The organism is Glutamicibacter sp. AOP12-B1-11 (genome assembly GCF_052379245.1).
Classification (GTDB): Bacteria; Actinomycetota; Actinomycetes; order Actinomycetales; family Micrococcaceae; genus Glutamicibacter.
Genome location: NZ_JBQSYL010000001.1, coordinates 120,148 through 132,511, shown reverse-complemented (window position 1 = coordinate 132,511; position 12,364 = coordinate 120,148). Strand labels below are relative to the sequence as shown.

Genomic DNA, 12,364 nt, shown 5'->3' with positions numbered 1-12,364 from the left:
GTAGCCGATGTCACTACGTCTAGACTAGAAGGCATGGCACTAACTCAGCTGACCGTCGTGGATACCGCGGTCGATATCCTGCAACAGTTCGGGTTAGCTGACCTTTCCATGCGGCGTTTAGCCAAAGAACTCGAAGTTCAGGTTGGCGCGCTGTACTGGCATGTGAAGAACAAACAAGAGCTACTAGCTGCCGTTGCCGCAAAATTATTGAACACCGAGCAGCTACGTGTCATCCCAGAAAATTTTGCAACACCCGCCGACGCTGTTTTGCAGCTATGCCGCAAGCTGTACTTGGCTCTGCTTCCCATCCAGGACAGCCCAGAGGTGATCGAAGTAGCCAGCGCATTGCAAGTTGAGCAGCTCAATCCGGTTCTGCAGCTACGCGACTTGCTTCACTCTGCTGGTTTGTCCACAGAGGATGCCCGCTTTGGTCAGCAGCTACTGCTCAACCACATTTTGGGTTCGGTGGCTTACCGTCAAAACCTTGTGCAATTGGACGTTGATGCGCCACAAAGTGACGGTTTTGATTGGGGACTTCAGCGCGCAGTTTCTGGTCTTTTCCCACGCGGCTAACCCCACTAGAAAGACCTAGCTCAGTCGCCCGCCGGAAACCTCTAGGTAGCACGAGGCACACAGTGACTCGTACCAGACATCTTCCCCGTCGATAGCCACTTGGTCGCCGTCAAAAACAACCTGGTTCCCCACTCTACGAGTGTTAAACATTGCCTTGCGTCCGCAACGGCAGATGGTCTTCAGCTCTTCCAACGAGTGCGCCAGCTCCATTAATCGCGCAGAGCCTGGGAAAGCGTGAGTTCTAAAGTCCGTGCGGATCCCATAGGCAAGGACCGGGACATTGTCCAACACGGCAATGCGCAGCAGGTCATCGATCTGCTCACGCGTCAAGAACTGCGCCTCGTCGACAAGCAGGCAAGCGACCGGAGGCGAATCAACATGGGTGAGCAAGGCTTCAGGGTCCTCGCCGGAAGCGATCGCAGCGAACTGCTGACGCACATCGCCTCGGGGGCTGATGACGAAGTCGACCTCGCGTTCAATACCCAAACGGGAAACGATCGAGGCCTCCCCCTTGGTGTCGACGCCCGGCTTCGCCAGCAAGATACGCTGACCGCGTTCCTCATAGTTGAAGGCGGCCTGCAATAAGCTCGTTGATTTGCCCGAGTTCATTGCCCCGTATCGGAAATACAGCTTGGCCACAGTTGCCCCTTCAAAGTTCTGGCCTGCACCGCGCAGACCTCCTACGAGTTTAGTTGGCTTTTGTTCTAGGCCCGGACTTTGGCACGGCGGGCAAAAACCAACTTATAGAGCAGCGACATCACGACCACAAACGGAATGCCGAAGACCAGCGTGTAGCTGAACTGTTCGGTGAAATACGAGGTGGCCAGCAAGCCCGCGAGGAGAATCGCGCCGAGCAACGAGGCGGTCGGATACCCCGGCAGCCTGAAGTCCAGACGGATTTGTTCTTTGCCGATGTGTCGACGGAAGGCTAGGTGAGTTAAGAGGATCATGAACCAGGTGGCGATGGCACCAAAAGTCGCTAGCGAGATCATGATGCCCAGGCCTCCATCCGGGACAAGCCCGTAGACCAGCGCAGCCACCGCAATCCCGCCAGCAGACATCCAGACCGCGTGGATGGGCGAACCCTTCACGTTGAGCTTTCGCGCGAGAGGTGGAGCATGGCCGGAATCCGCCAAGGAGTTGAGCATGCGAGTCGCCGCATAAAGTTGCGCGTTCATGGCTGAAAGTGCGGCGACGATCAACACGAAGTTCAGCACCGAGTCGGCGAAGGGAACACCCATCAGGCTCATCACGGTCACGAAGGGCGAACCGCCGTTGACCAGTTCGCTGATTGGTGCGATCGCGAGGATCAGGCCCATGGTGAACACATAGAACAGCAACAGGCGCAGGAACGTCGTCTTGAAGGCCTTGCGCACCGCGATCTGCGGATTGCGCGATTCCGCGGCTGCAATGGAGATCGCTTCGATGCCCATATAAGAGAAAATTGCGACGATCACCGCATTCCAAGTGCCCCAGATGCCGTTGGCGAAGAACCCTGATTCGGCGCTGTAGTTGGCGATACCAAACTGGTCATTTGGGTCATGGAATACCAGCCATGCGGCGATAATAATGAAGGCGACGATCGCGAAAACCTTGATCGCGGAGAACCAATATTCGGTGGTTCCAAAAAACTTCACGCTGTTCATATTCACCGCGAGAAGTGCCAGAGAGAAGACGACCACCCAGAACAATCCGGGAATATCGGGGAACCAGTACTGCATGTACTCCCCCACCACGCTGACTTCGGTTCCCACCGCGAAGACCAACGCGGACCAATAAAGGTACTTGGTCAGGTACCCGGCGAAGTGCCCAAGGTACTTCTCCGCGTACACACCGAACGAACCGGCCACAGGTTGATGCACAGTCATTTCCGACAGCGCGCCCATCACCAGCAGGGCGATAATGCCACCAACAATGTAGCTGATGATCACCGAAGGACCGGCCAGCAGGATGCCAAGCTTGCTGCCCATGAATAGGCCGGTGCCAATCGCCCCGCCGAGGGCGATCATGGTCATCTGGGCCGTGGTAAGCGACTTTTTCAGCCCCATGCCACCCGGTACATTGTTCGCAGGTTCAATTCCCACGTTGCGCAGCACCCCTCAAAGAAAACGCAGCGAGGCACCAGCTGCCTCGCTGCGTTCAAGCGTACTATCGCCTCGGCTGAGCGGTTTTGGGAGCCATTCGGCGCCCGCGCCTAGTATTCCTGCTATGTCACGGCGTTTCGCACGGCAAACTCTTCGCGTTGCCAGTGGCCTGTGTGCAGAACTTCACGCAAGATCTCCACCGCATCCCAGATATCCGTACGGCTCAGATACAGCGGCGTGATTCCAAAGCGCAGCACCGCAGGCTCCCGGTAGTCACCAATCACGCCGCGTTCGATCAACGCCGCAATGATCTCGTAGCCGTTCGGATGATGGAAACTCACATGGCTTCCGCGCTGCCCATGCTCACGAGGGGTAATCAGCTCGAGCCCGTGTCCGGCACACCGGGTCTCGACAAGTTCGATGAATAGGTCGGTGAGTTCCAAGGACTTCGCCCGGACCAATTCCATCTCGGCTTCCACTGCGATATCCAGGCCCACCTCGATCATCGCCATGGACGTTACCGGCTGGGTGCCGCACATGAATCGGCGTACATCATTTGCCGGGGTGTACTGCTCCGCCATTTCGAAGGGCGCCTGGTGGGACCACCATCCCGTGAGCGGTTGCCAGAAGCGGTCCTGATGCCGGGCGTTGACCCAGATGAAAGCCGGAGATCCCGGGCCGCCGTTGAGGTATTTGTAGGTGCACCCAACCGCGTAGTCGGCCTTTGCGGCGTTTAGATCTACGGGAACGGCACCGGCAGCATGCGCCAGATCCCAAATTGCCAGTCCCCCCGCTTCGTGGACCGCTTCGGTTATCGCCGCCATGTCCCACATGGAGCCGGTGCGATAGTTAACGTGCGACAGCGAGAGGACCGCGGTGTCCTCGCCCAATGCGGCACGCAGCTCGGTTTCGTTGTCGATCAATTTCACTTCGTAGCGAATGCCGGTTTCTGCACCGACCGAGTTCAGCAACTCGGCGAGACCTTCGGCAATGTAGATGTCGGTGGGGAAATTGTCGCGTTCGGTGATGATCACACGGCGGCCCGGGCCATCGACCTGCTGGATGCGAAGCGCCGAAGCCAAGGCCTTGAAGAGGTTCAGGCTGGTGGTATCGGTAACCACAGTCTCGCCTGGGTTGGCACCAAGCAAGGATCCGAGTTTGTCACCCAACCGAGTGGGCATCTCAAACCATCCGGCGCTGTTCCACGAACGGATCAACCCTTGTCCCCACTCGACATTCACCACCTCTGCAGCACGCTCGGCTGCCCCGGCCGGAAGCGGGCCCAGCGAATTTCCGTCCAGGTACAGCACCCCGTCGGGCAGCAGGAACCGATCCTTGAAGGAGGCTAGCGCATCCTGGCGGTCCAATAGCTCCAACTTTTCTCGACTGACCACTGTGCTCATACTTTGTTCGCTTTCTCTGAGAACTCACCTTTGCATTCATCGTAGAATCAACAGTGGAAGATTTGTTTAACTTTCGAACTTTCGCAAAGAACTAGGAGAATATTCCGTGTCAGGTTCAGCATGGGCCAGCTCTGGATCTGCCCAGTCGAATTCCGTTCAGGTGGATGAAACCGATCTTGCGATTCTCGTCGAGCTGCACAAGGATGCGCGGTTGGCCAACAATATATTGGCCCAACGCGTGGGCCTTGCCCCCTCCACGTGCCTTGGCAGAGTCAAGGCGTTGCGGACCCGCGGCATCATTGAGGGATACCACGCAAGAATCAATGAAAAACTCCTCGGGGTCACGGTCCATGCCATGATCTCCGTGGTCGTAGCCGCACAAGCCCGCGACCGGATGCTCCATGCAGCAAAGAACCTAGCTGACCTGCCACAGGTCCGTGACGTATTTGTCCTTGGTGGCACTCCGGATCTGCTGGTCCGCGTGGCCACCCGTTCAATCGATGAGTTGCGCACGTTCGTCGCCAGCCACTTGGGCTCCAATAACGCGTTTTCATCCACTCAAACGAACATCATTTTCGAACACCTGCACTGACCCCGAGCTGCATGGAACATCAGAATCTAGAATTTAAGTCGAACCCGATAATTGTTCAACGCGCGGCGCCCACGCGTCAGAGCATGCTGTCTGCAACATCGGTGACACCAGAGCCCTTCCTCGCGATCAATTTTTCGTGGCGACTTAGGCCACTTCTCATCTTGGTCTAATCTGGCTCAGAGACAATGGGTGGCATGGGATTGGAAACGTTGCGCCGCCTCGCGCTCTCGATCATCGTGATCGTCGTAGTGCTCTTGGGATTTCTAGGTATTCGGCAGGTCATCGCAGACCCAATGGACAAGGATCTGGGCAACGGCTTCATCATTAACGAAGATCGCACCTCACCCACCAGCGAGGTGCCCAACTCCCCGACTTTTACCTCCTCCGAGACTCCCTCGCCTTCTCCATCGCCATCTATAAGCGAGGAACCTACGAAGAGCGCTGCTCCAAGTAAAAGCACCGTCACGGAAACGCCCAAGGCAAAGCCGACAAAGCAGCCCACGGTGAAGCCAAAACCGACCAAGAAGCCGGTGGTCCCGCTGCCACCCTCGGCGAACACCTACGACGATGACGACGACTATGATGACGATTATGACGACGATGACGATGACGAGCTAGACGACGATGACGACTAGGCGCTCATGGTCTATTCGCGCACGAGTGCTCACCGGCATGCTATTGGTCGTTGGCTTGGCATTGCTCGTAGCCGGCGCCGCGAGTTACGCGGTACAACGCCACGAGCTCAATGAGCGGCTCGATGACTCGTTGTCGCGTACCGTGCAGGAGTTCGGCGTACTCGCCGAAACTGGCGTGGATCCGCGCACCTTGCAGCACTTCGAAAAGGCCGAGGACCTGCTGTACACGGCCATGCAGCGCACGTTGCCCTCACGGCATCAGGGAATGCTCGGCCTGGCCGGAGGCGAGGTTCAATGGACCGCACCGGATGTCGTCCAGCTACGGCTGGAGGACGACCCAGAATTTCTGGCTTGGGCCGAACGGAGCAAAACCGACAGCCACATCCATTTGGGGACCGTCAAGACGGAGATGACCACATATCGGGCGGTTATCGTCCCGGTGCAGCTTCCAGAAGATCCAAGTTTCAGCGCATTTGTGCTCGCCTATGACTACCTCGGAGAAGCACGCGCCGATGACCGAAATTTTGCTATTTTCTCTGCGGTTGGGGTCTTGGTGATGGCGCTTGCGGCCGGTGCCTCGTGGCTGGTGGTGAATCGGACCCTGGAGCCGATACGCAGGCTGCAGACTACCGCGCATCAAATCTCGGAAAGCGACCTCTCGCGGCGAATCGAAGTCACCGGGAATGACGAATTCGCCGAGCTGACTGTGACGATTAACGAAATGCTTGACCGCTTGGAAGGTGCGCTGAAGTCACAGCGGCAGCTGCTCGACGATGTCGGGCATGAACTGCGCACCCCGGTTACAATCGTCAGCGGTCACCTCGAGCTCATGGACACGCACGACCCGGAAGATGTGCAGCAGAGCAAAGAAATAGCGCTGGATGAAATGGGGCGCATGAGCCTGCTCATCAATGATCTTGTCATGTTGGCTAAATCAAATCGAGCAGACTTCATCCAGCCTCAGCCAACCGAGGTTGGCACGCTATTGGATGACATTCTGGACAAAGCCAGGGGTCTGGGCGATCGCCACTGGAGAGTGGATTATCGTTCCGAATCCACGGTTAACCTGGACCAAACGCGCATAACCCAAGCTATGCTGCAGCTCTGCGCCAATGCCGTGAAGTTTTCCACGGACGGAACTCGAATCGGGTTGGGCAACGAAGTGCTTCGAGACGGCCACGGGGATACCTTATTGCGCTGGTGGGTCTCGGATACCGGCGTCGGCATCCAGCCCGATGACATCGACCGCATTTTCGAGCGCTTCGGTCGAGGCAAGAATTCGGTACGCGCAGATGGATCTGGGCTGGGCCTCAATATTGTCTCTGCAATAGCCACCGCCCACGGCGGCCGTGTCTGGGTGGATTCCGAACCGAATAAGGGCTCCACGTTCTATATCGATATCCCACTAACTACACGAGGTACCGAAGCATGAGTCGAATCCTGATCGTTGAAGACGAACCTCGCATCAGTTCATTTATCGCCAAAGGCCTACGCGCCGCGGGGCTGACTTCAGCTGTTGCAGGGACCGGGCGCGATGGCTTCGATCTGGCCCTCGACGGCGACTATGAACTGATCATCTTGGACCTCGGGCTGCCTGATGAAGATGGCTTCTCGGTGCTGCGGCGGATGCGTGCAGCGCAGATCGAAACACCAGTGATCATTCTGACCGCGCGAGGCAGCGTGGAAGACACCGTCACCGGCTTGCAGAACGGCGCCGATGACTACATGGCAAAACCATTCCATTTTGACGAGCTGTTAGCTCGGGTGCGCTTGCGCCTGCGTACCGAAGACAGCGCCAGCGAATCCTCGGTACTGAACCACACCGACCTGGAAATGGATTTATTGCGCCGCCGGGTCAGCATCGCGGATAAGGAAATCGAGTTGTCCGCCCGAGAATTCGCCTTAGCTGAGGCGTTCTTGCGTAATCCAGGCCAGGTGCTCAGCCGCGAGCAGCTGCTATCTCGTGTTTGGGGCTACGACTTTGATCCGGGCTCGAATGTGGTGGACGTCTACGTGCGCTACCTGCGCAACAAACTCGGCGGGGAACGCTTTGAAACCGTGCGCGGAGTTGGATACCGGCTGGCCGCCACGCGCTAGCGCGCAAAACCCTTGGGGGTTCTCGTATAAGCGATCATCCCCCAGGTCGGCACACTTTGATGTTTAGCTGCGTACCGCTGGCCGGCGTCTTGCGGGATAGGACACCGTACGACGCCGTGCGCCAAAGCGCTGTTCCAACAAACGGCTCCAGCGGTTAGCAGGCAGTTCCGGATGCAATAAAGCGATGCCTATGCAGTACTTCGACATGCTGACCTCGCGGATGCCCAATTCGGCAAGCGCTCGGTCTGAAGCTCCACGTCCGTCGGCAGATTTGGTTTCCACGACGATCAGATCTGGTCCGGCGATCTGCTGCTCGCCATTGGCGTAGGCCAATTCCACATCGCAGGTTACTCGTTCACCGTCGATGGGGTTCACGAAGGTCGCACGAACATAGGAGCTATCGAGCACTGGCGCCAAGTCCGGCACCTCCTCTCCATACTCGGTGGCCAGCACTTGTTCGAGGAACTCGGCGTTCTCAGCGGTCAGCTCGCCAGCCAACCGCGGATCTTGTTCCACGCGGTGTTTCACGGTGGATCCGCGAAGTCCCTTGGTTTTGATCTCGAACATCGACAGTCCGGTGTCCGCGTAGGTCCGCGAGCGGACCTTATAGCGCCGGCGTCGGCCCTGGCGGTGAGCTCGGTACTGCTCAAAGTCCTCGGTGTCGAAGTACACGGATTCATAGCGGAAGGTGCGAAGCCCGTCGATCTCCATGATTTTGAATTGCTCCCCCAGACGCTCGGAGAGAGCGGTAAATTCATCTGGAGTGAGCAGAAATTTGCGATCCACGCGTGTCTGCAGCGCAGCTTCCGAAATGACTTCCGCTAACCCTATCGGCGAGCGGCCATCGACCGCCGCTTCGATGGCTTCACGTGCGCACGAGAAGGTCCGCGCCTCGGTGGTCATTTGGACCACGACTCCTGCTTGACGCTGTTCCCCGAGGCCGGCAGCGTATTGGCCAGTTCATAGGTTCCCGAGAAGTCGTCGGTTTTGGTGCTCGGCTTGCTGGCCTGATTCGTGCGGAAACGTACATCTACGATGGTCAGATCGCGAACCATGTCGAGCTCAACTACAACGGTGCGCAGCACCTTCGCATCGAGCAGTTCTTCAAGCGCTGCCACCAATTCAGGCTTCTGCGGGTAGGCCTTCTCTAAGGTCACCGTCTGGCGATCGGTACGTGGCGCAAAGCGCGGGTGGTCGGCGAGGAACATGACCAGCACCAGGGCGCCGGTGGCTGCCGGTGCCAACCAGGCCGGATCCGGATGAAGGCCGTTGACCAGGCCAATCGCTAGAGAAATGAAGTAGTAAGCGACCTCTTCTTGGGTCAAGGTATCCGAACGCAGTCGAATGATCGACAGAATGCCGAAGAGGCCAAGACCCAGGCCCATGCCTGCGCCGCTACCGGAAAGCAGCATAGTCACGGCGAAAATACCCATGCTCAAGGCAATATAGGCCAAAACCAAATCTCGCCGGAAATGACGGCGGAAATACACGAAGTAGACGAGGACCGTAATACCGACAATGTTCGAAGCTAGCGCCAGCCAAAATGACAGCATGGTGGATTCCCTTCACTGAAATAAGGTGATGATTCGTTCACTAACTTGAACTCTAGGTTAACAAGATGAGTCTTAAAGTAGAACTTGATGAGAACGGTCTCATTTTCATCCAGTGGGGATACTTTTCTGTTTTTCCTCTCCAAATACTTCTGTAAAGCACAAGTCAAACAGAGAATCTTGGGTCGGGTTCGCCACCAAATCTCCGCTCAGGAACATCCGGAATATGCAGCTTGGCTCGGACCGCAGATGGCTTTCAAGCTCAATACTCATCTCTTCCGTTCAAAGGACATGTTGCGAATTGCAATTTGGAATCAAAAAAGACGGACGAAAACCCGAATGGTTTTCGTCCGTCTTATTAGTTCGTTACTACTCGGCTTCGATGGAGCCCTTGGCGCTGGAATCCGAATCATTGAGGAATTTTTCAATTCGCTCAACTTCCTCGGCTTCGCCGATGGCTGCGGCCGCTCGACCCAGCGCGTAAAGCGAACGCAGGAAACCGCGGTTTGGTTCATGGCGCCAAGGAACGGGTCCCTGTCCACGCCAGCCTGATTTGCGCAACGAGTCCAAGCCACGGTGGTAGCCCACCCGGGCAAACGCGTAAGATTCCACGGTGCGGCCCTCTGCGTGCGCCTCATTGGCCAACAGCGCCCACACCAGTGAAGACGAAGGGAACTTCGCTGCAAGGTCTAACGGCTCATCCCCGGCATCCAGACGCGCAAGCACGTCGGTTTCCTCGGGCAGCAGTGTCTCTGGGATACCCAGTAGATTCTCGCCGGCCATTGTTACTTCAGCGACTTTCCGGCCGAGCCGAGCTGACGTGCGCCCTCAACGATGCGAGCCGCCATGGACTCTTCGGCCTTGGCACCCCAGACGCGTGGGTCATAGGTCTTCTTGTTGCCTACTTCGCCGTCAATCTTCAGCACGCCATCATAGTTGGCGAACATGTGGCCGGCCACCGGGCGCGTAAAGGCGTACTGGGTGTCGGTATCGATGTTCATCTTGATGACACCGTAGGACACCGCGTCAGCGATTTCCTTGTCGGAGGAGCCCGAACCGCCGTGGAAGACCAGATCGAACGGGTTGGCCTTGCCCAGTTTTGCACCAACCTGAGCCTGGATATCCTTCAGGATCTCCGGACGCAGCTTCACGCCACCTGGCTTGTAGACGCCGTGCACGTTGCCGAAGGTCAGCGCGGTGATGTAGCGGCCCTTTTCGCCGGAGCCCAAGGCTTCGATGGTAGCCAGCGCGTCTTCAACGGTGGTGTACAGCTTGTCGTTGATGGCGTTCTCCACACCGTCTTCTTCGCCGCCTACGGTACCGATTTCAACTTCGAGGATCTGCTTGGCGGCAGCGGTGCGTGGCAGCAGCTCGGCTGCGATGCGCAGGTTCTCTTCCAGGGTTTCGGCCGAGCCGTCCCACATGTGCGAGTTGAAGAATGGGTCGCGGCCTGCGGCGACCTCTGCCTCGGAGGCTGCAAGTAGCGGCAGCACGAAGGAGTCCAGCTTGTCGGCCGGGCAGTGGTCGGTGTGCAACGCGATGTTCACGCCGTAGCTCTTGGCTACCTGGCGGGCGAAGGCGGCAAAACCGAGCGAGCCGGTCACCATGTCTTTGATTGAGGCACCGGACCAGTAGGCTGCGCCACCGGTGGATACCTGGATGATGCCATCCGATTCCGCTTCGGCGAAGCCGCGGATTGCGGCGTTCAGCGTCTGCGAGCTGGTGACGTTGACCGCCGGGAAGGCGTACCCGCCAGCCTTGGCGGCATCGATCATTGCATTGTACTTATCGGGGGTTGCGATAGGCATGCTTCACTCCTTGTGTTTAGCGAGGGTGGACGCGTCGCCTTTGACGGCGTTTCTCACCCCATCCTATCGGCAGCGGGGTGTGACGTGGCGTAGATCTCCGAACGTGACACGTGATGAAGCGTGTTAAAGCTGAAAACCGCGAGTGAAACCCAGCCTTTGGCTGACTTCCACTCGCGGTTTTCGGTGAACTGCTACTTGCTGGCCGACCCCGAGGACTGCGAAGCGCCGGATGACCCGGTAGTCTCAGGGGTTACCGTGCTTGACGTTGCCGGCGGTGCCGAGGAACCCTTGGTTTCCGGGACTGCAGAAGTCGATTCCTGCTTATCCGGAGTAGAAGAGTCACTGGTCTTCGGTGCTGTTTCCGTAGCCTTAGGCTTCGTTGTGGTAGATGTATCCTGCGTTGGATCCCCGGATGGAGTGGTTTCCCCCGACCCCTCAGGCGGTGTCGTCTCTTCCGTTGGTGAAGGCGACTCGGGATCCGTCGGTGATGGAGACTTCGAGTCCGTCGGTGAGGGCGACTTCGAGTCAGTAGGCGACGGAGATTTCGAATCCGTAGGCGATGGTGACTTGGAGTCCGTCGGTGATGGCGAGTTCGAATCGCTCGGGCTTGGCTTTGGCTTTGGCTTCGGCTTAGGCACCACTGGAGTGTCGTCGCGTGGAACCACTACATCAGGATCCGAGCTCTCGTTGCGGTCCGGCCCCTGTGATTGCGGACCGTTGGAGCCGTTGCCCTTTGGCGCACTGTTCGAGTTCACCGTCAGTCGGCTCGAATCGATCATTGCCTTGGGCTGGCCGGGGATCCCTGGCAGGTAGTTGCGTGGATCGTGCCAGCGACCGTTGACGATCACTTCGAAGTGCACGTGGCAACCCGTTGAATTGCCGGTGGTTCCCGCGAGCGCGATCAGCTCGCCCTGCTTGACCTCCTGGCCAATCTTGGCCACTAGCTTTGAGTTGTGGCTATAGCCGGTCTGCACGTTGCTACCGTGGTCAATGGTGACGCGCATTCCCGAGTGGCCGTGCCATCCGGAGACGATGACGCGACCAGCCTCGCTGGCGTACACCGGAGATCCACAAGAGATTGGGTAGTCCTGTCCGATGTGGATCTGGTTTCCCGCACCGGTGGGATTGCTGCGCCACCCATAGGGGCTGGAGATGCGTCGGGTAGGGACCGGGTGCATCAATTGCAAGTCACCGGGAAGCTGCCCGATGGTGCCTACGGCTCCTGCGAGAAGTGCGGTTTCGGTTTCGTTCTCGGAGTCCTCGGAAGTCTCGGCGGCGCCTTCAACCATCCCCAAGGGCCGGCCATCAATGGCAAGGGCCCGCCCCGATCCGCCGAAGGCGTTCAAGGGAGCGTCCTGATTGACGTAGACCGGGTTGCTGAAGTTTGCGGGCGCGGCCTGCGCATCGATGGCGATGGGCATATTGCCCTGACGATCATCGGCTGTTTGCGCAACAATAGGAATTGCGAGCGCGCCGGTGAGACCAATGGCGGCCACCACTGAGGTGGCCCATACGATCAGACGTTTCCTTTTCCGGGGCAAGCCGATAAGTAATAAGTCGTGGTTTACCTGATGTCGCCGTTTCACTACTGCCGCTCCCAGATCACGAATGTATAACCAAGG

At 57.9% G+C, this 12,364-nt stretch carries 13 protein-coding genes; 5 read left to right on the top strand and 8 right to left on the bottom strand.

The features are described 5' to 3' along the window. Positions 1-33 precede the first annotated feature (33 nt). Positions 34-573, top strand: a complete 540-nt coding sequence (locus ACT3UQ_RS00690) for a TetR family transcriptional regulator (protein WP_096285759.1) — start codon at positions 34-36, stop codon at positions 571-573. A gap of 15 nt (positions 574-588) precedes the next feature. Here ACT3UQ_RS00690 and ACT3UQ_RS00685 read toward each other — a convergent pair whose 3' ends face one another. The 3 genes from ACT3UQ_RS00685 to kynU all read right to left on the bottom strand — a co-directional run bounded on the left by ACT3UQ_RS00685 (position 589) and on the right by kynU (position 4,060). Beyond that, on the bottom strand, positions 589-1,212 hold the full coding sequence (locus ACT3UQ_RS00685; protein WP_096285761.1) for a thymidine kinase: 624 nt from the start codon (positions 1,210-1,212) through the stop codon (positions 589-591). A gap of 65 nt (positions 1,213-1,277) precedes the next feature. After that, positions 1,278-2,657, bottom strand: a complete 1,380-nt coding sequence (locus ACT3UQ_RS00680) for an amino acid permease (protein ID WP_258133998.1) — start codon at positions 2,655-2,657, stop codon at positions 1,278-1,280. A 122-nt stretch (positions 2,658-2,779) separates the two neighbouring features. Next, a complete protein-coding gene (kynU, locus tag ACT3UQ_RS00675) occupies positions 2,780-4,060 on the bottom strand; it encodes a kynureninase (RefSeq protein WP_105569795.1) in 1,281 nt (426 codons plus the stop codon). A gap of 106 nt (positions 4,061-4,166) precedes the next feature. Between kynU and ACT3UQ_RS00670 the strand changes: the two genes are divergently transcribed. From ACT3UQ_RS00670 to ACT3UQ_RS00655, 4 genes are all read left to right on the top strand, one after another. Next, on the top strand, positions 4,167-4,652 hold the full coding sequence (locus ACT3UQ_RS00670) for an Lrp/AsnC family transcriptional regulator (RefSeq protein ID WP_105569796.1): 486 nt from the start codon (positions 4,167-4,169) through the stop codon (positions 4,650-4,652). A gap of 194 nt (positions 4,653-4,846) precedes the next feature. Beyond that, complete coding sequence (locus tag ACT3UQ_RS00665) at positions 4,847-5,287, top strand: hypothetical protein (RefSeq protein ID WP_146113367.1); 441 nt, start codon at positions 4,847-4,849, stop codon at positions 5,285-5,287. Beyond that, a complete protein-coding gene (locus ACT3UQ_RS00660) occupies positions 5,277-6,719 on the top strand; it encodes a sensor histidine kinase (RefSeq protein ID WP_258133999.1) in 1,443 nt (480 codons plus the stop codon). The genes ACT3UQ_RS00665 and ACT3UQ_RS00660 overlap by 11 nt, the downstream gene beginning before the upstream one ends. After that, a complete protein-coding gene (locus tag ACT3UQ_RS00655) occupies positions 6,716-7,384 on the top strand; it encodes a response regulator transcription factor (RefSeq protein WP_105569798.1) in 669 nt (222 codons plus the stop codon). Before ACT3UQ_RS00660 ends, ACT3UQ_RS00655 begins: the two co-directional genes overlap by 4 nt. Positions 7,385-7,447: 63 nt before the next feature. On the opposite strand, the gene ACT3UQ_RS00650 is transcribed toward ACT3UQ_RS00655, so the two are convergent. From ACT3UQ_RS00650 to ACT3UQ_RS00630, 5 genes are all read right to left on the bottom strand, one after another. Next, positions 7,448-8,287 (bottom strand): polyphosphate polymerase domain-containing protein, encoded by an 840-nt coding sequence (locus ACT3UQ_RS00650; protein ID WP_105569799.1) that lies wholly within the window; start codon positions 8,285-8,287, stop codon positions 7,448-7,450. Further along, positions 8,284-8,937, bottom strand: coding sequence for a DUF4956 domain-containing protein (locus ACT3UQ_RS00645; protein ID WP_105553558.1), 654 nt, complete (start codon positions 8,935-8,937; stop codon positions 8,284-8,286). The genes ACT3UQ_RS00650 and ACT3UQ_RS00645 overlap by 4 nt, the downstream gene beginning before the upstream one ends. Positions 8,938-9,303: 366 nt before the next feature. Next, complete coding sequence (locus ACT3UQ_RS00640; protein ID WP_105649833.1) at positions 9,304-9,717, bottom strand: DUF3151 domain-containing protein; 414 nt, start codon at positions 9,715-9,717, stop codon at positions 9,304-9,306. 2 nt (positions 9,718-9,719) lie between these two features. Then, entirely contained in the window at positions 9,720-10,742 is a 1,023-nt protein-coding gene (gene fbaA / locus ACT3UQ_RS00635) for a class II fructose-bisphosphate aldolase (protein WP_105649832.1), read from the bottom strand. Positions 10,743-10,933: 191 nt separating this feature from the next. Beyond that, complete coding sequence (locus tag ACT3UQ_RS00630) at positions 10,934-12,328, bottom strand: peptidoglycan DD-metalloendopeptidase family protein (protein WP_444636340.1); 1,395 nt, start codon at positions 12,326-12,328, stop codon at positions 10,934-10,936. Positions 12,329-12,364: the final 36 nt, after the last annotated feature.

Excerpts from the sequence above, each read along its gene's own strand:
- ACT3UQ_RS00655 (WP_105569798.1), top strand. The coding sequence starts at position 6,716 with ATGAGTCGAATCCTGATCGTTGAAGACGAACCTCGCATCAGTTCATTT.
- ACT3UQ_RS00640 (WP_105649833.1), bottom strand. The coding sequence starts at position 9,717 with ATGGCCGGCGAGAATCTACTGGGTATCCCAGAGACACTGCTGCCCGAG.
- ACT3UQ_RS00690 (WP_096285759.1), top strand. The coding sequence starts at position 34 with ATGGCACTAACTCAGCTGACCGTCGTGGATACCGCGGTCGATATCCTG.
- ACT3UQ_RS00665 (WP_146113367.1), top strand. The coding sequence starts at position 4,847 with ATGGGATTGGAAACGTTGCGCCGCCTCGCGCTCTCGATCATCGTGATC.
- kynU (WP_105569795.1), bottom strand. The coding sequence starts at position 4,060 with ATGAGCACAGTGGTCAGTCGAGAAAAGTTGGAGCTATTGGACCGCCAG.
- ACT3UQ_RS00660 (WP_258133999.1), top strand. The coding sequence starts at position 5,277 with ATGACGACTAGGCGCTCATGGTCTATTCGCGCACGAGTGCTCACCGGC.
- ACT3UQ_RS00650 (WP_105569799.1), bottom strand. The coding sequence starts at position 8,287 with ATGACCACCGAGGCGCGGACCTTCTCGTGCGCACGTGAAGCCATCGAA.
- fbaA (WP_105649832.1), bottom strand. The coding sequence starts at position 10,742 with ATGCCTATCGCAACCCCCGATAAGTACAATGCAATGATCGATGCCGCC.
- ACT3UQ_RS00645 (WP_105553558.1), bottom strand. The coding sequence starts at position 8,937 with ATGCTGTCATTTTGGCTGGCGCTAGCTTCGAACATTGTCGGTATTACG.